This window comes from Streptomyces sp. LX-29, from assembly GCF_029541745.1.
In the GTDB taxonomy this organism is placed as follows: Bacteria; Actinomycetota; Actinomycetes; order Streptomycetales; family Streptomycetaceae; genus Streptomyces.
The window spans coordinates 7,507,979-7,528,604 of sequence record NZ_CP089746.1 but is presented as its reverse complement, the minus strand read 5'-3'; the positions used below and the strand labels follow the sequence as shown (position 1 = coordinate 7,528,604).

Sequence of the window (20,626 nt, the reverse complement as noted above, 5' to 3'; positions counted from 1 at the left end):
GTCATGTCATGCCAAGCGGCGGAACACGGGCTTCACCGGCCGCCCGGCCAGCCAGGGGGTGGGGTCGGCGGCGTCCAGCGCCTTGCGGTACACCGCACATGCCTGGGCCACCACGTCGACGGTGCGATCGATGTCGACGTCGTCGAGCGCGCTGCTCACCACGAACGACGGGGCCAGCACCCCGCCCGCGAGGAGTTGGCGCAGGAACAGGGTGCGGTACTGCTGCGACGGCTGCCGGTTCTCGTCGAGGGTGGCGAAGACCAGGTTGCTGGCCCGGCCGCGGACGAGGATGTGGTCGCCGACGCCCATGGTGGCCGCGGCGTCGCGGACACCGGCGGCCAACCGCTCGCCGAGGGCGTGCAGCCGCGCGGTGACGCCCTCCTCGACGTAGGTGGTGAGCACGGCCATCGCGGCTGCCAGGGAGTGCGTTTCCGCGCCGTGCGTGGTGGACAGCAGGAACACCCGGTCACGGGAGTGACGCAGCCCGCCCCGCTCCATCAGATCGCGGCGACCGGCCAGCGCGGAGACGGCGAACCCGTTGCCCAGCGCCTTGCCGAACGTGGAAAGGTCGGGGGTGACGCCGTAGAGGCCCTGGGCGCCCGCTTCGGACCAGCGGAAGCCGGTGATCATCTCATCGAAGATCAGTACGCAGCCGTGCCGGTCGGCCAGCTCGCGCAGGCCGGCGAGGTAGCCGGGAGTGGGGTCTCCGCTACTCGAACCAGGATGAGAGCTGGGGGAAGGCTCGGTGTGGGTGGCGGGTTCGAGGATCAGGCAGGCGACCTCGTCCCGGTACCGGCTGAGCAGCTCCTCCGTGGCGGCCAGGTCCCCGTAGGGGAACGCCACGGTGAGCTCGGTGGTCGCCGCCGGAACACCGGCGGACATCGGCGTGGTGCCGATGAACCAGTCGTCGACGGAGAAGAACGGATGGTCGCCGCAGAGGGCCACCCGCGGGCGCCCGGTGACGGCGCGGGCGAGGCGCACCGCTGCGGTGGTGGCGTCGGAGCCGTTCTTCGCGAACTTCACCATCTCGGCCGTCGGTACCGTGGCCAGGAAACGTTCCGCGGCCTCGACCTCCACGATCGACGGCCGGACGAAGTTGCTGCCGCGGTCGAGTTCCCGCCGCACCGCCTCGATCACACGGGGGTGGGCGTGGCCGAGGCTGACCGACCGCAGGCCGGACCCGTACTCGATGTAGCGGTTGCCGTCGACGTCCCAGACGTGGGCACCGCGGCCGTGGCTGATGACCGGGGCCAGGTTCTCGGGGTACTGGTCGTCGCCCTTGGCGTAGGTGTGCGCGCCCCCGGGAATCAGGGCGTGCAGCCGCTCGTTGGCCAGCCGCGACCGGGGCAGCAGGAACTCTTCGGTGTCCACGCGAACGTCACCTTTCCCTCTGCTTCAGGACCTCCGCGAGGCCGGACGCCTCCCGGTCCCGCTGGGACATCGATGTGACCGGCAGCGGCCAGGGGATGGCGAGCTCCGGGTCGTCGAAGGCGATCGTCACGTCCTCGGCCGGATCGTGCGGGCGGTCGATCCGGTACGAGGTGTCGGCGGTTTCGGTCAGCGCCTGGAAGCCGTGCGCGCACCCCGCCGGGATGTAGAGGGTCGCCTGCGTCTCGCCGGACAGCTCGAAGGAGGCCACGTTGCGGTAGGTCGGCGAGTCGGGCCGCAGGTCCACGACGACGTCGAAGATCCTCCCGTACGAGCACCGCACCAGCTTGGCCTCGCCAGCGCCGGAGCGCAGGTGCAGACCGCGCAGCACTCCCTTGGCCGAGCGGGACACGCTGTCCTGGATGAAGGCGTCGGGGTCGAGGCCCACCGAGCGGACCACGTCGGCGTCGAAGGTGCGGCAGAAGAAGCCGCGCTCGTCGGCGTACGGCGTCGGCTCGAAGAGGTACGCGCCCTGGATCGCCGGGACTTCGGTCGCTTTCACGGGGTCTCCTGCCGGGCGGTCTCCTTGAACAGGGTCCTGCTCAAGGCGGCGAACTGGTGCGATAGTTGCTGCGCGACGTCCTCGTTGCGCTCGGTGAGGGTCCGGCGTAGCTCCGCCGATCTCTTCTCCAGCTCCCGGAACTGCTCCAGCAGCCGGTCGGCTTCGATCTCTCGGGCCGGATGGCGGTACGCGCCGAGGCCCATCCTCGCCATGAGCGCGTCGCTCTTCGCCGCGTAGCTGAGTGCGAGTGTCGGGGTGCCGGCCTTCAGTGCGCCGATCAGGTTGTGGTAGCGGGTGGCCACCACGGCGTCGGCGGCCGCGGTCTCCTTCATCAGATCGGCGAGGGAGGACACTTCGGCAGCCGTGACCAGGGGCGAGTCCACCGCCTCGAGGATCGCGGCGACCACCGGCGCGTCGCACTCGTCGCCGGTGAGCAGCCGGACCCGTCGGCCCTCCTCGACCAGCGCACGTACGAAACGGGTCGTTCCTTCGAGGTAGCGGCGGTGGATCTCGTCGGCACGGGCCCGGTCGTCGTTGCCGCCATGGAAGTCCATGACACCCACGCAGACCTGGCCCGTCGGGCCGGGCGGCGGCGTCGGCAGGGCGAACGCGAGGTCCGGGTAGACCGCGTCGCGCGCGGTGTCCACGCCCATCTCCCGCATCGCGTCGCGGGACAGCGCGTCCCGGTACGACCGGTACGCGGCCAGCCGCGCCGCCCAGCGCACCAGGGCCCGGGTCGGCCGGACGCTGATCGCGTCCGCGCCGACGCTGACCAGCGCGACCGGGGTGCGCAGCAGCCTGCCGCTCGCGCAGAGCAGGAACAGCGAGTACGGGAAGCCCCAGGGCCGCAGCGGCAGTGTGGCCTCCAGGACGCCCATGCCCGGCACGATCACCACGTCGTGTCGGCGCACCCAGGCGGCGGTGCGGACGGCGTCGACGAGTTTGCCCAGGCCCTTCCCGGCGATCGCGCCCGCCCGCGACGCGGTCCGGTACTCCCCGCGGTACCAGTGCAGCCGCGTCGCGGGGATCCGGTACCGGGTCGCGACGACCTCGGGTCCGCCGCACAGCGCGTCCACGACCGCCTCCGGGTGCTCGGCGCGGAGGTACCCGAGCACGGCTTCGAGCGACCCGTCGTTGCCGAGGTTGCCGGAGCCGAGCAGGCCGAAGACCCCGACGCGCACCGGCGTCCCGTTCGCCGACTTCATGTCTGCCTGCCTTCACGGCCCGCGACGAGGGCGTCGACGGAGACGGTGAGCCGGGTCGGGTCGACCGGGGCGCGGTCCTCGACCCGCTCGCCGGCGCCCGGCCGGGCCCGGCTGGCCATCCACGCGGCCAGGTGGCGGTAGCACGCGCGCCGCTCGACCGAGGACAGCGGCGCCCGCCGGATCGCCGAGAGGAAGCCCCCGACGTACTCGGCGAGCAGCCGGGGCGTGGGGTGCAGCGGGCCTGCCCGGCGCGGGTCCAGGTTGACGCACCTCGCGCGCTTGGAGGGGTTGGCCCGTTCGGCGCGGGTGGGGTGGTCGCGGCGGAAGTACAGCAGCTCCGGCACCTGGTGGAAGGGTCCGTGCAGGCCGATTTCGGCGACGAACGTGCGGTCCGCGTGGTGGTAGCTGTCGTGCGGCTTCACCCGGCGCAGCACGTCGGCCCGTATCACGCCGTAGAAGTCGTCGCCGCCGGGCTCGAACAGCATGCTGCGGAAGCGCTCCGGCGCGCGCGGCGAGTCGGTGGCGAGCGTGTACTCGTACGGGACCTTCACCTTGCCGTCGCCGTCGATGACCGCCTGGTCGGCGTGCGCGAGGATGACGTCCGGCCGCTCGTCCAGCGCCTCCACGCAAGCCCGCAGCAGGTCCCGGGCGTACAGGTCGTCGTGCGAGGCCCACTTGAACAGTTCGCCGCGGCACTCGGTGAACACGTAATTGTGGTTCGGCGCGGCGCCGATGTTCCGGGGCAGCCGGATGTACCGGATACGCGAGTCCTGCGCGGCGTACGTGCGGCAGATGTCCCGTGTCCCGTCGGTCGAGGCGTTGTCGGAGATGACCAGCTCGAAGTCCTCGTAGGTCTGGCCGAGCAGGGCGTCGAGGGCCTCGGCGAGGTACTCCTCGCCGTTGTACACGGGCAGGCCGACGCTCAACCGGGGAATGCGCCGAAAGGCAGTCATGACGTCCTCGCTTCGGGGATGGTGTGGTGGCGCTCGCGCAGGGCGGACCGCAGGTGCAGCCACCACACGGCCGAGCCGCACAACGTCGCGGCGGCGACGCCCCAGGCCGAGCCGACCGTGCCGCCCACGGCCGCCCCGCCGAGCCCGCCGCCGACATAGCAGGTGGAGGCGAACAACTGACAGCGCAGGCTGCGCCGGGCCGCGGCGAGCGCGCGCAGCCCGACCGCCGCGCCGACGCCCAGGCTCGCGCCCGCGACGCCGAGCGTGGCCGGCACGATGAGCTCCGAGGCGGAGCGCCAGACGTCGCCGAGCGCCAGCTCGCCGATCCGGTCCGGCACCAGGAGCAGCGCCGCGCCCCAGAGCAGCGCGGCGGCGGCCTGCCCGCCGCCGAGCAGGAGGCAGAACGGGCGCAGCCGGTGCGGAGCCCGGCGCAGCACCCGCGCCGCCTCCGCGACGGTGACCAGCGAAAGTCCCATCAGCACGGCGAGGAAGGGGCCGAGCAGGAGCTCGGCGCCCCGGACCACGCCCACCGCGCTGACCCCGACGATCAGGCCGAGGCCGTACGCCCGCAGCTGGGCCGCGCCGCTGACGCCGACGTTCTCGACCAGGTACCGGTAGCCGAGGTCGCGCTGCTCGCTCAGCCACTCGCGGGCTCCGGTCAGCTGGGGCCGGATGCCGGACTGGAGGCAGCCGTACACCGCGGCCACCGCGGCGGCCGCACCCCAGGCGAGCACGAAGGCGGGCACGCTGCCCGCGCGGGCCGCGAGGACCATGGCCGGGACGAGCGCGACGCCTCCCAGGAGGTCGTTGGCGAACGCCTTTCGCCCGGTGCCCGCGGCGAAGAACGAGAACCGCCAGGCGTCCTGCAGCAGCAGCCCCGGCAGCACGACGCCGAGGCAGGCGAAAGCGGGCCCCACGCGGCCGCCGAGGGCGAGGCCGACCACCAGACACACCGCGCCGACGGCGGCGCCGACGCCGAGCGCGGTACCCGTCGAACGGGCCGCCGCCGCGCGCCAGGACGCCGCCGACACGCCGCTGAAGCGCACCACGAGCGGGTCGGTGGCCAGGCCGCGGGAGACGCTGAGCACCACGCCGTAGGTCACCCAGGCCAGGCTGAACACGCCGAACGCGGCAAGGCCCAGCGAGCGGGCCACGTAGATCCCCACCGCGAAGTTGGTCATGCTGCAGACCGCCTGGTCGGCCAGTCCCCAGGACAGCCTTCCGGCCATGGCGCGCCTGGCGGTGCGCCGGGTGGGTCCGGCCGGGCCCGCCGGTGTCGTCGTCTTCTCCCTCCCGGTGGTCATGGGTCTCACGCCTTGAGCAGCCCGGCGTCGTGCAGGGCGTCGGCCGCGGCGGCGACGGTGTCGAACGGCAGCCCGGACCGCTCGGCGACGTCCAGCAGACTGTGCTCGCCGTCGGAGAGGCTGAGCACCCAGAGCATGGCCATCTGGGCCTGCTTCGCGTCGCTGCGGCCGCCGAGCGAGCCGTACAGCCCGCGCCGGCCCAACTGCGGCTCGCCGTAGGGGCTGAGGTTGAGGTACCGCCGGTTGCGGTCCAGGACGGCGAACGCCTCGCGGCAGACGGCGAGCGTGTCCGCCATCGCCTCCGGGGAGACGAAGTCCGGGTTGTCCGCCGAGGTGTGGTACGCGGGGTAGCCGGCGTACGGGGTGCGGCTGAGCGAGCCCACTCCGAGATCGAACCCGGGCGAGCAGTACTGCCGCTCGTCATAGCCGTACGGAGTGAACTCGGTGATGTGGTGTGGGCGTTCGGAGGCGGCGAGGACGTGCCGCAGCACCCGGTCGATCTCCGCGTCGCCGCGCCTGCTCTGCTTGTACGTCAGCCGGCCCGAGTCTCCGGCGCAGGCCAGCACGAGGCCGTGCTTGACCCGCTCGATCCGTTCCGCGTTGCGGGCCAGCCAGGTGATCGCCCCGATGGTGCCGGGCGCGTAGATGAACCGGTAGGTGTAGTAGGGCGTCTCCTGTGCCAGCGCCCGGGCCAGGAACGTCGCCACCGCGATGCCGGCCAGGTTGTCGTTGGCCAGCGACGGGTGGCAGACGTGGCAGGAGACGATCACCTCGTCGGGGATCCGCCCGGGGATCACGTGCTCGGCATAGGTGAGGTGGCCGTCGGCGAGGGTGGAGTCGATGCGCACCTCGTACTCGCCGTCCGGCAGCGCGTCCAAGGTCTCCTGGGCCAGGCAGAACCCCCATTGCGGCTGGTAGTAGCTGGTGCGGTAGGGCACCCAGGTCGGATGGTCGGGCAGGGTGTACAGGTGTGCGCGCAGCTCGGCCAGCGGCATGGTCCGCGCCACCGGCACGCTGTAGCCGAGCACGTGCAGGTTGGACGCGGCGAAGTCGACGACCCGGTTGCCGGCGGTGTCGGCGATGTACGCGTCCCGGATGTTCCACTCCTGCGGCACCGTCCAGTCGAGCACCTGCGTCCCGGTCGGCACCTCGTGCACCTGGAGCGGAACGTACTCGCCGACGATCTCCAGGGTGGCGCGCACACCGTCGCCGGTGATGCTCCGGCACAGCGGGTACAGCCGCTTCACCAGCTGGTGCATCCGCTCTCCGGCCGCGGTCATCGGCGCCACCGCAGGGTGTCGTCGACGGCGCCGGTGTCGGACGCCGCGCGCAGCACGGCGAGGCGGGTGAAGCGTCGCTCGAAGTCCTCCCGGGTCAGCCCGTGTTTCCGGTAGGCGTCGACGAGTTCGAGCGCGCCCCGCTTCACCGTCCACTCGCAGTCGAAGCCGGGCACCGCGGCGCGGAACCGGGAGAAGTCCACCCGGTACGACCGCGGATCGGCACCGGTCTCCCCGGTGATCACCACCTTCGCGCCGGACACCGCCTCGGCGACCTGCTCGGCGATCTCGGCGACCGTGACGTTGTTGGTCTCGCTGCCGATGTTGAACGCCCGGCCGTGCACCGCCTCCCGCGGCGCGGTCAGCGCGGCCGCGAAGGCCCGTGCGATGTCGGCGGCGTGCACCAGCGGGCGCCAGGGGGTGCCGTCGGAGAGCACGAGGACCTCGCCGGACAGCAGCGCGTGGCCCACCAGGTTGTTCAGCACGATGTCGGCGCGCAGCCGGGGCGAGTAGCCGAAGGCGGTGGCGTTGCGCATGAACACCGGGGTGAAGTCGTCGTCGGCGAGTGCGTGCAGGTCGTCCTCGACCCGCACCTTGGACTCCGCGTACGGGGTCACCGGGCGCAGCGGGGCGTCCTCGGTCACCAGGTTCGACACGTCGGGGTCGCCGGCGGCGCCGTAGACCGAGCAGGTCGACGCGTACAGGAAGCGCCGCACTCCGGCGTCGCGGGCCAGCCGGGCCAGGCGTACCGCGGCGTGGTGGTTGATGTCGTAGGTGAGGTCGGGCGCCAGCGATCCCAGCGGGTCGTTGGAGAGCGCGGCCAGGTGGATCACGGCGTCCACCCCGGCCACGTGGTCGGCCGTGACGTCGCGCAGGTCGACCCGGTGTCCCCGCGGGTCGGCGGGTGCCGGGCCGAGGACGCAGTCGGCGAACAGGCCGGAGTCGAGACCGACGACCTCGTGCCCGGCGGCGCTCAGGACCGGGGCCATCACCGTGCCCAGGTAGCCCTGGTGTCCGGTCAGCAGCACGCGCAAGGTTCAGTCCCCCAGGTTGAGTGTGAGTTTGGTGGTGGCGAACGCCTCGGCGTACCGCGCGTGGCATTCGATGCCGCGGATCCGTGCGAGACCGATGAAGGTCTCCCGGTCGTACCAGGGCCGGTGCTGCTGCGAGGGGTAGTGCTCCTGCAGCAGCCGCACCTTCTCTTCGGCGATCTGGGGCGACAGCGGCTGGTACGCGGCGAGGCGGCCGAGATCGCCGTCCCACTTGACGATCTCGTAGCCGAGCACGAGGTGGTCGCGGAAGGCGGTGGTGACCAGCTTCGCCAGGCCGCTGTGATCCTGGTGCGCGTCGTCGGTGCGCGGAGCGAGGACCAGATCCGGCTCGCTGCGCACGCGCAGCTCCTCGACCGCGATCTTGGCCTCGTCCCAGTGCGCGGGCATCCGGCCGTCGGGCAGCTTGAGCACGGTCAGCCGCAGGTCGGCGCCCGGGCAGAAGGCGGCGAGCGCGGCCCGCTCCTCCTGCTCCCGCTCGCTGCCACCGCCGGAGAGCACCAGCGCGTCGACGCGGATCCCGGGCCGCGCGAGGCACATCGTCAGCAGTGTGCCGCCGGCGCCGATGGCGATGTCGTCGCAGTGCGCGCCCACCGCGACGACCTGGTCCAGGCGCCCGGTGCTGAGCTGGATCACGCCCCCACCCCCGCGCGGTCCTGTTCCCACACGGCCCACGGGCGGTCGCCCCGGGCGTAGGCGGCGTCCAGCGCGGCCCGTTCCTTCACGGTGTCGGTCGGCTTCCAGAAGCCGCGGTGCCGGTGCGCCACGAGGCGGCCCCGCTTGGCCAGTTGGGCGCATCCGTCGGCGACCAGGTCCCCGTTCTCCGGTATGTGGTCGAAGACCTCCTGGCGGAGCACGAAGTAGCCGCCGTTCTCCCACAGCGGCAGTTCGCTCACCGCGGTGATGCCCCCCACCAGGCCGTTCTCGCCCAACTCCACACAGTGGAACGAGGACTGCGGCGGCACCACCATCATCGACGCACCGGCGTCGCGTTGGGCGAAGGAATCGATCATCTCCGGCAGCGGGGCGTCCGTGAGCACGTCGGCGTAGTTGGCGAGGAACATCTCGTCGCCGTCCAGGTGGTGCCGCACCCGGCGCAGCCGCTCCCCGATCGGCGACTCGATGCCGGTCTGCGCGAACGTGATCGTCCAGTCCGAGATGTCGGTGGAGAGGAGCTCGGTCCGCCCGCCTCGCAGCACGAAGTCGTTGGACGCCGTCTCCTCGTAGGTGAGGAAGAAGTTCTTGATGTGGTGCGCCCCGTAGCCGAGGCACAGGATGAACTCCGTGTGCCCGAAGTGCGCGTAGTAGCGCATGACGTGCCAGATCAGCGGTCGCGGGCCGACCATCGCCATCGGCTTGGGCACGTCGTCCGCGGCACCGCTCCGCATCCGCATCCCGTAGCCGCCGCAGAACAGAACGACCTTCATGCTGCGATCCCTTTCACGACGTGACCTCGACGATGCTCAGTTCCGGGATGGGGAAGACCAGGCGGCCGCCCCAGGCGTGGAGGAAGGACAGTTGCTCGACCAGTTCGTCCCGCAGGTTCCACGGGAGGACGAGCACGTAGTCCGGTCTGTCGGCGGCTATCTGCTCGGGCGGCAGGATCGGGATGCGGGTGCCCGGGGTGAACCTGCCGTGCTTGTAGGGGTTGCGGTCGACCGTGTACGGGAGCAGGTCGGGCCGGATGCCGCAGTGGTTGAGCAGGGTGTTGCCCTTGCCCGGGGCGCCGTAGCCGACGACCGTCTCGCCGCGCTCGGCCGCCTCGATGAGGAACCGCAGGAGGTCCCGGCGCACCTTGGCCACCCGGGCGGAGAACTCGGTGTACCCGGACAGTTCCTGGAGCCCGGCTGCCTTCTCCCGAGCCAGCACGTCGGCCACCCGTGGATTCGGCTCGCCCGCCACCTCGGTGGGCCGGGCCCACAGCCGGATGGAGCCGCCGTGCGTGGGCAGCAACTCGACGTCCACGAGGGAGAGTCCGCCGCTCGCCAGCGCCCGGATCGCGGACGCGACCGTGTAGTACTGAAAGTGCTCGTGGTAGATCGTGTCGTACTGGTTCTGCTCGATCAGGGTCAGCAGGTGCTGCACCTCGATGGAGACCCAGCCGTCCTCGGCGACCAGGGCGCGCAGCCCCTGGGTGAACCCGACGACGTCGGGGATGTGCGCGTACACGTTGTTGGCCACGACCAGGTCCGCCGGGCCGTGCTCGGCGCGGACGGCCGTGCCGGTCTCCGGGGTCAGGAACTCCGTGAGCGTGGGCACCCCCTTCTCCCGCGCCGCGGCGCCGACGTTCACCGACGGCTCGATGCCCAGGCAGCGGATCCCCCGGTCCACCACGTGCTTCAGCAGGTACCCGTCGTTGCTCGCGACCTCGACCACGAAGGCGTCGGGGCCCAGACCCACCCGCTCGGCGGCGTCGGCGACGAACGTGCGCGCGTGCTCCACCCAGGAGGTCGAGTAGGAGGAGAAGTACGCGTACTGCGTGAACGTCTCCTCCGGCGTGATCAGCGGAGGAATCTGCGCGAGCCAGCAGTCGGTGCAGACCCGCAGGTGCAGCGGGTAGGCCGGTTCCGGCTGGTCCAGTCGGTCCGCGGCGAGAAAGCTCTCGCACGGCGGGGTCGCCCCCAGATCGACGACGCTCGCCAGCGTCGCCGAGCCGCAGAGTCGGCATCGTGTCATCTACTTCCCCCATCCCTGCTCGCACGGGCCCCCCGCCGCGAGCCGTTGCTTCCGTTCCCTGTCGGCGGCGCGCCGTCCGCGCCGCCCGACCGACCCGCGATCGCGGTGCGGTACCCCTCCACCAGGCGCTCCAGGCCGACGGCCGGGCTGAAACCCTGCTCGTAACGGCGCCGGGCCGCCTGGCCCATCTCCCGGTTGCGGCCGGGCTCGGCCGCGATCCGGCTTAGGCAGGACGCGAGCGAGGCGGGCTCGCCCGGCTGGTGCAGCAGCCCGGTGACCCCGTCCTCGACGAGTTCGACGAAGGCGCCGTGACCGGCGGCGACGGCCGGAACCCCCGCCGCCATCGCCTCCGCGACCACCAGGCCGAACGTCTCCAGGGCCATCGAGGGAGCCACCACGGCGACCGACCGCGCGACGGCCCGCCGGCACTGAGCCGGGTCGTACAGACCGACGTACCGCACGTCGTCCCGGCCCGCCGCCCAGGCGGTGACCTCTCCCTCCAGCGGCCCCGCGCCGGCGAGCACGAGCGGCACGCCCACACCGCCGCTCGCTGCGACCTCGTCCCACGCGGCCATGAGCAGCCGTACGCCCTTGGCCTCCGCGAGCCGTCCGAGGAAGAGCAGATGCTCGCCATCGCCGGTTCGGCGGGCGCCCGGGTCGGGCACGAAGTTGTGCTTCACCGCCAGCCGCTCGGGTGGCATGCCGGAGCGCACCAGGACGTCGCGCTGCGCGGCGGAGATGCAGAAGAACCGCTCCACGCCGGACCACCACCGCCGCCGGTTGACCGACAGGCTGACCGCGAGCGGCACCGTCGCCAGCCGGGAGTTCCGGTAGCAGCCGTGCCGTACGGCGGGCAGCGACGCCGTCGACCCGACGCACTCGGTGCACGACTTTCCGTCCCGGTGCAGGGTGCCGGGCGGGCAGACCTGGGTGTAGTTGTGCAGCGTGGCGACGACGGGCACGCCGGCGTCGGCGCAGGCGGCGAGGACCGCGGGCGACAGGAGCGGGAAGACGTTGTGGACGTGCACCACGTCCGGTCGCTCGGTGCGCAGCCGGGCGGTGAGCTCCGCGCGGACCGCCGGGTTCCACGGCACCAGCAGGGGCACCGCGGCCTTGCCGAGGAGGGAGCGGGCGGCGATGTCGTCGCTGCGTCGTTCGAAGAGGTCGACCCGGTGGCCGGCCGCGCGCAGCAGCCCCACCTCCTCGTCGACGACTCTGTTCTCTCCGCTCGGCTGCTTCGAGGAATAGCGGTTGTGCACCACAAGGACGTGCATGCCCAAGGTCACCTCCGGGCCCATCGCGGGATACGTCGTCGCGGCACCGCGGCCGTCGACAGGGGCGTGGCCTGGGCAGGTGCCACGAGGAGCGAGGCCGCCAGGGCCAGATGCAGCAGATACGGCGAGGCGTCGCCCAGACCGGCCTCGGTGTACGACGAGATCGCGCAGTAGCCGATCAGGAAGATCGCGCAGGCCCTCGGCAGCGACGGTGGCCGCAGCAGCGCGACGCCGCCCAGGACGGTGATCATCACTGCCACGATGGCGACGCCGATCAGACCCTGCTCGTGGTAGACGGCCAGCCAGCTGTTGTCGATCGGCAGCCCGCCGAACGACTTGTCGCTCAGGCCCACGCCGAACACCTTCTCCCCGGTGGTCCGGGGCGCCGCGAGCAGGGCGTCCCAGACCTTGGCCCGACCGGTGAGGTTGGAGAGGTTCTCCTGGCTCTGTCCGCGCAGGTACCAGGTCCGCAGCGCGGAGCTGAACGCCACTGCGGCCACCGTGGCGCACACCACCGTCCAGGCGAAGAACCGGCGGGCGGCGGCGCTGGTCGGGACGAGCGAGCCGATCGCCAGCACCAACCCGATGAGCAGGCCGAGCGTGGCCGTGCGGGTATGGGTCAACACCAGCAGGACGAGTGACGGCACGATGATCACCGCCGCGCCTGCCCCGGTGGTGTGGCGGCCGAGGACGAGCAGCACGGTGAGCCCGATGACCACCGCGGCGTACTGTCCGATCTGCGGCGGGGTGAGCGGCCACAACGCGCCGACCAGGCGTCCGCCGTAGTACTCGGGCATGGCCGTGCCCGGCGAGACGACCAGGCCCGCGGCCACCAGCACGAGCACCGCGAAGTACATCCGGATGTGGTATCGGACGAACGTCAGGCTGCCGTCCCACCAGCGGCTGAGCAGCCACAGCGTGCCGACGAAGAGCGCGAGGCGGGCGCAGCGGAACAGCGCGCCGTACCCGACCTCCAGGTTCACGCTGGAGATCACGCTCGGCACCAGGAGCAGGGTGAGCAGGAACACGAAGGCGCTGGGTCGGATGCGCAGGCGGAGGTTGAGCGCGAGCGCCAGCGCGAACGCGGTGACCAGCGCGCCCATGGTGGCCATCTGGATGAGGGAACGGGGCAGCGGGATGACGGTCTTCGCCCCGGCTGAGCCGAGCGTGTTGAGGGCCAGCAACGCCCAGACGATCCCGACGGCCTTCGGTGTGCCGGCAGGGCGTGGTGCGGCATCGGTCTGGGTGCCCGCTGTGTCCGGTCGGCCCGGCGGCCCACCGCGCGTCAGGTCCCCGCCCAATCTCAACCACCGGCCTGTGGGGCGAAGGTGCTGCCGGCGTCCTGCCGGTGCGGCGTGCTCTGCCACTGCCCGGGGCCGAGTTTCCGACCCGGGTCGCCTGCGACGAAGCTCCACGGTCCGCAGTAGACGTTGTCGTGCCAGCGGTTGTGCTGCTGGTGGGTGATCGCCTCAGCCACCCGCTTGCCCTTGTACGGCGACCAGTTCGGATAGGTGCCGTAGTTGGCGAGGACCGCCATGTGGCCGCACTCCACCGTGCACCTGACGACGGACGTGTCCAGGACGAAGCGGTTGCCGTGGATGTCCACCCGCTGGGTCTTCCACCGGCAGTCGGCGTAGAGCGGTGCGGTGGCGATGGCCGGGCGCGCGCAGCGGTCGGTGTCCTTCACCAGCAACGTGCAGTAACCGGTCGAGGTGTTGGCGGGGCTGTTGCAGAACCGGTCGGCGTTCTCCCACAGGGTGATGCCGTTCCAGTTGTCCTCCAGCACGTTCCGGTAGATCTCGATCTTGTCCGTGCGGGCTTTGATCCGTGGTTCGCCACCCGACTCGGACACGTAGACGGTCGCGTACGGGAAGTCGTCGCCGCGGTCGGCGCCCTTGCGGCCCTCGACCCAGTTGTTCCGCCGGATCGTGTTGTTCCGGATGACCGCGTTGTAGCTGGTCTCGTACATCAACGCGGCACCGTCGTTGGCCTCGAGGACGTTGTTCTCGATGCGGAAGTCGTTGTTGTTGTTGTCCGCCCACAACCCGACTCCGCGGTTGTCGTGCACCCAGTTGCCGCGGATGTCGGCGCCGTCGACGGCCCAGAACTTGACGCCTCCGGTGCAGCCGCAGCCCGGCCGCTTCCGCTCCCAGTCGCCGGTGTTGTTGCCCACGATCTCGTTGCCCTCGACCACCAGGCCACGGATGGAGTCACCGGTCTTGTACGCGTTCATTCCGTACTGTCCGTTGCCGCGCAGACAGCTGGCGCGGACCTGCTGGCGGGCACCGGCCATCAGCCCGGCACCGGAGTTGTACTGGACCTTCGCGTGCTCGATCACCCACCCGTCGGCCATGTCGTGGTTGACCACACCCTCGTCGTGCGGCGCGACGAAACGCTGCACGGTCAGGTGGCGGATGGTGACGTCGCGGGCGCTGCCGCTGAACGCGTACTGGTTGATCTTCCGGCCGTCGAGCACCGCGCCGGGCGCGCCGAGGTAGCGGTTCCCCTTCTTGGGCATGACCTGGGCGTAGCGCTCCGGTTCGAGCCGGTGCTTGCCCGGCGCAAGCCAGAACGTCGTGTGCGGGGGGCTGCTCCTGGTCTTCGCGGCCAGGTCACCGACCACCGCGGGGTCGACCGTCACCGCGCCCGCCGGTGCCTTCCCAGGACCGGCCGCGGGCTCGGCGCACACCCGGGCCACCGACCGTGCCGCGGACGTGGACGGCGCGGCGGTCGGCTCCGGCGGCGCGGCCGGCGTGCTCTCACAGCCGGTCGCCGCCAGCAGGGCCAGCGCCAGCGCTGCCACCGGCAACGCCCGGTGCCGCCACGTGATCCCCACGCGTCCTCCCTAACCGTGGAACCTGAGTACGGTGGTGAAATCCCCCCACAGCGCAGCGCCGTCGGCGAATCCGGTGCCGACCAGCGTTGTGGTGGGTTCCTTGCGCCCGAAGCCGGCGGAGTACCAGCCCAGCGGCGGGTCGGTCTCGCCGCGGTGCGCCCGCCAGCACAGCTGACCGGGCAGGGCGAGCACCGCGGAGCGGTCCTCGCCGTCCCGGGTCCAGGTGAGCTGTGCCCGGTCCCCCACCAGGTCCGCGGCGATCGCCGGGCCGAGGTGGAACGCCAGGCGCACGGCCCGGCGCGGGCCGCGCACCTCGTCGACCACCCGCAGCTCCCGGCTCGCGGCCGTCAGCTCCACCCGGCGGCGGTGCACGGAGCCCTGGTAACCGTCGTGCTCGGCACACCAGCGGGCCGTCCCCCCGTCGGAGGCTTCGGAGGTGTCCGCGACCAGGACGCGGCTGCGGGCATGCCGGGTCCAGAGGAACGGGCCGCCGGAGACGGACTGGTCACCGCCATCCAGTTGCAGGGTGTTGTGGCCGAGGGTGGACCGGAAGTACTGCCGCCACTCGGGCTGCCCGTGGTAGCAGAACGTCCCCGGGTCGGCGAGCACGTCGACGCCGTCGTGCCGGACCTCCACGGACAGCGCGTCCGCGTGGGCGTGCGCGGCGATGGACAGGAAGCCGTGCGGACCGCCGTCGCAGCGGCACCAGATCTCCCCCGGACCGCGCAGGATGGTGAGCCCCGCGTCGGCGAAGTGGCCTGGTCGGCTTGGCGGGCGGGTCACGGCCGCGGCGGTTCCGCTTTTCGGGTACGGCCGGATGAGCGCGGCGAGCAGCGGGGTGCGCACATCGGTGCCGGTCACGGCCGGCCACCAGTCGAGCCGGCCGAACACGGCGTCCCCGGTGGCGAGGAGCGAGGCCCAGCGGTCGGTGCCCGCGCCGTCCACGACCAGACCGTGCCCGTCGTCCGCGTCCCCCTGGCGCGGCGGCCGCAACCGGTTGTCCACGATGGCCGCGAGCGCGTCGGTCATCCGCAGCAGCACACGGCGGACGGACGCGGGGACCGGCACGCCTGCGGCATCCGCCTCGGCCACCGCGGCCAGGCCGAGCTCCAGCACGAGTCCGTGGTACTCGGTGGCCAGCTCGCGGTTGAGGCCGGAGTCGAAGGTGTTGCCGCACAGGTGCCGCTCCAGCGACCGCAGCGCGTCGGCTCGCCAGCGCGCCGAGGAGGGGAACCACCCGAAAGCGCAGGCTGCGGCGAACTGCCCGGCGGCCTCGGCGATGACGTGGTTGTTGGCCGAGGACCCCCGGCTGGGGAAGGCGGCCAGCCAGCGCTGGTGGTGCCAGATCTGGTTCAGCGCCACCGGGTTGTCCTCGAACAGCCCGGGCGCGCCCGGCCAGCCGTCGAGCAGCCGACGGATCCACACCCAGGACAGCAGCCGGATGCCCAGCTCGATGCCGCTGATCCAGTGCACTCCGCGCAGCGGCGCGTTGGCCGCCCACCACAGCCGCAGGTGCTCGGCCACGCGCTCGGCGTACCGCTCGTTCCCGGTGATCGCGTAGGCGGCGGCGAGCACGGTGAGGTACTGATGCCGGGACAGCTCCCAGATCTGCTTGATGTCCCCGACCGCGTCCTCGTCGCGGTACGGCACGTCGAAGGCGTAGCCCCACGGAGCGCGGCGCCCCGTCTTCGGGTCGCGCCACCAGTCCGGGTCGGCCAGGTCGTCGCGGTCCACGCCGAAGTACTCGGCGTGCCCGGCCATCAGCCGGTCGGCCTCGGCGATGAGACGCTTCGCGGCGTCCGGCGGCACGGCGGCGAGCGTCCCGGCGGGCAGCACCGCGGTGAACCGGGCACCGGTCACGCTCGGGCAGTCGGGCCGCGCCGACCGCCACCGCCGCCTGCGCACCGCGTCGCTCACCCGGCCGCCGACCTCCCGCGGTCCCATCCGGGAAAGGCGTCGCAGGTACCAGCCCGGACTCCCCGAGCTCACCGTCATCGTGCCCTCGCCAACGTCACCGGCGCGCCGCCGGCCAGGCCGGCCCGCACGGCGAGGGTGGCCGACGTGGTGGCGACCAGCGACTGAAGCGGCACTGGCATCGGCCCGCCGGTCCGCACGGCCTTGATGAACGCGGCCAGCTCGGCGGACTGGCCCTTGTCCCGGGCCTTGGGCAGCCGCGAACTGACCCACCGCTTACGGCTGTACACCGAGGCGCGGACGAAGTCGTCGAGCCGCAGCACCTTGCCGTCCGCGACCAGGTCCAGCGTCTCCTTGGGGAAGCCGGGCGCACCCGTGGTGACGTAGCTGATGGTGGCGGTGGACCCGTCCGGGTAGTGCAGCACGATCTGGAGGTCCTCGGTGCCGGACGGGGCGACCGCGTACACCGATACCGGGTCGGCCCCGAGCAGCCAGCTCGCCGTGTCGATGAAGTGTCCGCCCTCGCCGACGAACCGTGATCCCTCGGTGCCCTGTCGGAGGTACCAGCTGCCGGGCTGCAACCGGCCCGCGTTGACCAGGTAGCGGAGGCTCGCCGGGCCGGTCCGGGCGCCGAACCGCTGTCTGGCCTCCTGTAAGAGCGGCGCGAACCGGCGGTTGAAGCCCACCTGCAACCGGTCGTTGCCGGACTCCTCCACCGCCGCGAGCACACCGGTCAGCTCGTCCTCGGTGAGGGCCAGGGGCTTCTCCACGAACACCGTCTTGTCCGCGAGGAGCGCCTTGCGGGTCAGTTCGGCGTGCGAGCTGTGTCGGGTGACCACGAACACCGCGTCGATGGACGTGTCGCCGAGCACGGCGTCGAGGTCGGTGGTCGCCTCGGCGAAGCCGAACTTCCGCTGGGCGTTGGCCGCGGACAGCGCCGTGGTGGTGACCACGGTCGACAGCTCGACGCCGTCGCGCCCGGCCAGGTGCGGCAGCAGCATCGAGGTCGCGTAGTTTCCCGCGCCGACGAACGCGAGGCGCACGGGTGACGTGCCGGACCGGGCGGGGGTGGACACGGTGCCGCTGCGTGGCTTCACCGTGGGCACGGCCACCTCCGGGGCCGCCACCTCCCCCGCGGGTTCGGGGTACCGGAACAGCACCGCCACGGCCTTCAGGTCGCCGTCCTTCAGGCGCTGGTACGTCTCGACGGCGTCGTCGAAGTCGGCGATGTGGGAGACCAGGGGCTCCACGTCGACGCGGCCGCGGGCGACGAGATCGAGGAAACACGCCAGGTTGCGGCGCTCGGTCCAGCGCACATAGCCGATCGGGTAGTCCCGCCCGTCGAGCTCGTACTCCGGGTCGTAGCGCCCGGGGCCGTAACTGCGGGAGAACCGGACGTCGAGCTCCTTCTCGTAGTACGCGTTCCACGGCAGGTCCAGGCGGCACTTGCCGATGTCGACGACCCGGCCGCGGTCCCGGCTCAACTCGGCGGCCAGTTCGACGGGCTGGTTGCTGCCGCCGCCGGCGGCCAGGTACACCTGGTCCACGCCGTGACCGTCGGTGAGTTCGGCGACGGCGGCCGCCACGGCCGCGGAGGCGGGATCGCCGCAGGCCGCGGCGCCCAGGCGCTCGGCGAGCCCGCAGCGCGCCGGGTCGGGGTCGACCCCGACGACGCGGACTCCCGACGCGGTGAGGAGCTGCACGACCAGCTGCCCGATCAGCCCGAGGCCGATGACCAGCGCCACCTCGCCGAGCTGCGGCTCGCCCTGGCGGACGCCCTGCATCGCGATCGACCCGACGGTGCCGAAGGCCGCGTGGCGCGGCGCGAGGCCGTCCGGCACCGGGGTGTAGAGGTTCTTCGGCACCCAGTTCAGCTCGGCGTGCAGCGCGTGCTCGTTGCCTGCGCAGGCCACGAGGTCGCCGACCTTCACATCGTCGATCCCGGCGCCGACCTGCTCGACCACCCCGCACAGCGAGTAGCCGAGCGGCGTGTAGGAGTCCAGCTTGCCCATCACCTTGCGGTAGGTGGCGGGCAGCCCGTTGGTGGCCACGCTCTGCATGACCTTGGCCACCTGGTCCGGCCGGGAGCGGGCCTTGCCCAGCATCGACATGCCGGCCTCGGACACCTTCATGAGCTCGGTCCCGGTGGATATCAGCGAGTAGGCGGTTCTGACCAGCACACCGCCCGGCTTGCACCCCGGCACCGGCACGTCGAGCACCGCCAGCTCGCCGCTCTTGTAGTTCTGCACAACCTGTTTCACCCGAAGTCCCCTTGTTTCTACGCCGTAGCCTTCTGGCCGGACCCGGAGGTCGCGCCGCGATACCAGTACTCGAGGGTCAGCACATGCCACAGATGCTTGGAGAAGTCCCGCTGCCCGGCGGCGTCCTCGGCGACCATGCGCGCCAGGGCGTCGCGGCGCAGGAGCCCGGAACCCACGAGCACGCCGTCGTTGACCACCTCGCGCACCAGCGGCGCCAGATCCCGACTCATCCAGGCGCGCAGCGGGGCGCTGAACAGGCCCTTGGGCCGGTACACGATCTCCCGGGGCAGGACGGAGGTGGCCGCCTCCTTGAGGACGGCCTTGCCCTGCCGTCCGACGATCTTGCGATCGCCGGGCACGGCGAACGCCGCCTTGACCACCTCGACGTCCACATACGGCACCCGCACCTCGGTCGACGCGGCCATGCTCGACCGGTCGGTGTAGGCGAGGTTCAGGCCCGGCAGGAACATCCGGGCGTCGCCCAGGCACATGCGGTTGACGAAGTCGTCGAGGTCGTTGTCCTGGTAGATGTCGGCGTGCTCGGTCAGCACGTCCTCGACCGTCCCGGCCAGGTCCGGGTCGACCAGGGCGAGCAGTTCGTCCTGGTCGTACATGGTGTAGCTGCGCCTGAACGCGGTCTCCTCCGGCAGATCGGCGAAGGAGAGGAACCGCTTCGCGAAGCGCACCGACCGGTACCCCCGGCGGGCCGTGGCGACCGGCAGCCGGTCCACGGTCGCGGACAGGCCGCGGCGCAGGGGGCGCGGGACGCGCTGGTAGCGCAGCGCGAGCAGGTTGGCCAGGTGCTTGCGGTAACCGGCGAACAGCTCGTCGGCGCCCATTCCCGAGAGCATCACCTTGACCCCGGCCTCCCGGGCCGCGGAACAGATCAGGAAGGTGTTGATCGCGGCGGGGTCGCCGATCGGCTCGTCCAGGTGGTACGTCATCCGGGGCAGCAGGTCGAGCACGTTCGGGGCGATCTCGATCTCATGCAGGTCGACGCCGAACCGCTCGGCCACCCGCCGGGCGTAGCGCAGGTCGTCCGGCATCGCCTCGAACCTGGCGTCCTCGGCGCGGAACCCGATCGTGTAGGCGGAGATCCCGGGCTGGTGGCGGGCCGCAAGGGCCGTCAGGTAGCTGGAGTCGAGACCGCCGGAGAGGAAGGTCGCCACGGGGACGTCGGAGAGCAGGTGCCGCCGGGTCGACTCCTCGACGACGGCGGCCAGGTCCGGCCGCTCGCCGCCGCGGGCCCGCTCCCGGCCCTCGGCGGCGACGTCCTTCAGGTGCCAGAACCGGCCGCGCTCCACCCGGCCGTCGGCCCGGCACCTGAGCCAGCTCCCCGGCGGCAGCTTCTCCGCCTCGCGGAACGCGCAGCGCGAGTCCGGCACCCAGTAGTACAGCAGCGAGGCCACCAGCGCCGCGTGGTCCACCCGGAGCGACCCGCCGGTGGCGGCGGCGAGCGCCTTGAGCTCGGAGGCGAACACCAGGCCCTCGCCGCGCCGCAGCAGGAACAGCGGTTTGACGCCGAGCTGGTCGCGGGCGAGCACCAGGTCACCGGTGCGCTCGTCGAAGATCCCGAACGCGAACATGCCGCGCAGCCGGGGCAGGCAGTCGGTGCCCCAGCGCCGCCATGCCTCGAGGACGACCTCGGTGTCGGAGGTACCGCGGAAGCGCACCCCGGCGGCCGCCAGCTCGGCGCGCAGCTCGGGCGCGTTGTACAGCTCGCCGTTGTACGTCAGGGCGAGGCCGCCCGAGACCATCGGCTGGGTGCCGGTCTCGGACAGGTCGATGATGGCGAGTCGGCGGTGCCCGAGGTGGACTTCGCCGTCACCGGCGGGGTGGCTGTACCGGCCCGCCCCGTCCGGGCCGCGGTGGGCGAGGGTGTCGGTGAGCCGGTCGGTCACCACCTTCCCGTCCGGCCATCGGTAAGCGCCTGCGATGCCACACATG

The 20,626-nt window shown here is 72.2% G+C and carries 16 protein-coding genes; all 16 read right to left on the bottom strand.

What is annotated here, in order from left to right; translation table 11 throughout:
• Positions 1-6 precede the first annotated feature (6 nt).
• From LRS74_RS31045 to asnB, 16 genes are read right to left on the bottom strand one after another with little or no spacing between them, the layout of a single operon-like run.
• On the bottom strand, positions 7-1,371 hold the full coding sequence (locus LRS74_RS31045) for a glutamate-1-semialdehyde 2,1-aminomutase (protein ID WP_277744122.1): 1,365 nt from the start codon (positions 1,369-1,371) through the stop codon (positions 7-9).
• 7 nt (positions 1,372-1,378) lie between these two features.
• Complete coding sequence (rfbC, locus tag LRS74_RS31040) at positions 1,379-1,930, bottom strand: dTDP-4-dehydrorhamnose 3,5-epimerase (RefSeq protein ID WP_277744121.1); 552 nt, start codon at positions 1,928-1,930, stop codon at positions 1,379-1,381.
• Entirely contained in the window at positions 1,927-3,135 is a 1,209-nt protein-coding gene (locus tag LRS74_RS31035) for a polysaccharide pyruvyl transferase family protein (RefSeq protein ID WP_277744120.1), read from the bottom strand. The genes rfbC and LRS74_RS31035 overlap by 4 nt, the downstream gene beginning before the upstream one ends.
• Positions 3,132-4,088, bottom strand: coding sequence for a glycosyltransferase family 2 protein (locus LRS74_RS31030; protein ID WP_277744119.1), 957 nt, complete (start codon positions 4,086-4,088; stop codon positions 3,132-3,134). The genes LRS74_RS31035 and LRS74_RS31030 overlap by 4 nt, the downstream gene beginning before the upstream one ends.
• Positions 4,085-5,392 carry a hypothetical protein gene (locus LRS74_RS31025; RefSeq protein WP_277744118.1) on the bottom strand — a complete coding sequence of 436 codons (1,308 nt, stop codon included), beginning with the start codon at positions 5,390-5,392 and terminating at the stop codon, positions 4,085-4,087. The genes LRS74_RS31030 and LRS74_RS31025 overlap by 4 nt, the downstream gene beginning before the upstream one ends.
• Positions 5,393-5,397: 5 nt before the next feature.
• The gene (locus tag LRS74_RS31020; RefSeq protein WP_277744117.1) at positions 5,398-6,681 is read right to left on the bottom strand and encodes a DUF4910 domain-containing protein; all 1,284 of its coding nucleotides are present in this window, start codon (positions 6,679-6,681) and stop codon (positions 5,398-5,400) included.
• The gene (locus LRS74_RS31015) at positions 6,669-7,703 is read right to left on the bottom strand and encodes an SDR family oxidoreductase (protein ID WP_277744116.1); all 1,035 of its coding nucleotides are present in this window, start codon (positions 7,701-7,703) and stop codon (positions 6,669-6,671) included. Before LRS74_RS31015 ends, LRS74_RS31020 begins: the two co-directional genes overlap by 13 nt.
• A 3-nt stretch (positions 7,704-7,706) precedes the next feature.
• Positions 7,707-8,354 carry a PIG-L deacetylase family protein gene (locus LRS74_RS31010; protein WP_277744115.1) on the bottom strand — a complete coding sequence of 216 codons (648 nt, stop codon included), beginning with the start codon at positions 8,352-8,354 and terminating at the stop codon, positions 7,707-7,709.
• Entirely contained in the window at positions 8,351-9,145 is a 795-nt protein-coding gene (locus tag LRS74_RS31005) for a glucose-1-phosphate cytidylyltransferase (RefSeq protein WP_277744114.1), read from the bottom strand. Before LRS74_RS31005 ends, LRS74_RS31010 begins: the two co-directional genes overlap by 4 nt.
• 13 nt (positions 9,146-9,158) lie before the next feature.
• Positions 9,159-10,394 (bottom strand): class I SAM-dependent methyltransferase, encoded by a 1,236-nt coding sequence (locus LRS74_RS31000; protein WP_277744113.1) that lies wholly within the window; start codon positions 10,392-10,394, stop codon positions 9,159-9,161.
• Positions 10,391-11,668, bottom strand: a complete 1,278-nt coding sequence (locus LRS74_RS30995) for a glycosyltransferase (RefSeq protein WP_277744112.1) — start codon at positions 11,666-11,668, stop codon at positions 10,391-10,393. Before LRS74_RS30995 ends, LRS74_RS31000 begins: the two co-directional genes overlap by 4 nt.
• 8 nt (positions 11,669-11,676) lie before the next feature.
• Positions 11,677-12,969: an O-antigen ligase domain-containing protein gene (locus LRS74_RS30990; protein ID WP_277745009.1), complete on the bottom strand. Its 1,293-nt coding sequence runs from the start codon at positions 12,967-12,969 to the stop codon at positions 11,677-11,679.
• Positions 12,970-12,971: 2 nt separating this feature from the next.
• Positions 12,972-14,504: a right-handed parallel beta-helix repeat-containing protein gene (locus LRS74_RS30985; RefSeq protein WP_277744111.1), complete on the bottom strand. Its 1,533-nt coding sequence runs from the start codon at positions 14,502-14,504 to the stop codon at positions 12,972-12,974.
• A 9-nt stretch (positions 14,505-14,513) separates the two neighbouring features.
• Complete coding sequence (locus LRS74_RS30980; RefSeq protein ID WP_277744110.1) at positions 14,514-16,499, bottom strand: alginate lyase family protein; 1,986 nt, start codon at positions 16,497-16,499, stop codon at positions 14,514-14,516.
• Entirely contained in the window at positions 16,496-18,679 is a 2,184-nt protein-coding gene (locus LRS74_RS30975; protein ID WP_277744109.1) for a bi-domain-containing oxidoreductase, read from the bottom strand. The genes LRS74_RS30980 and LRS74_RS30975 overlap by 4 nt, the downstream gene beginning before the upstream one ends.
• 17 nt (positions 18,680-18,696) lie before the next feature.
• Positions 18,697-20,625 (bottom strand): asparagine synthase (glutamine-hydrolyzing), encoded by a 1,929-nt coding sequence (gene asnB, locus LRS74_RS30970; protein ID WP_277744108.1) that lies wholly within the window; start codon positions 20,623-20,625, stop codon positions 18,697-18,699.
• Between the last annotated feature and the right edge of the window lies 1 nt (position 20,626).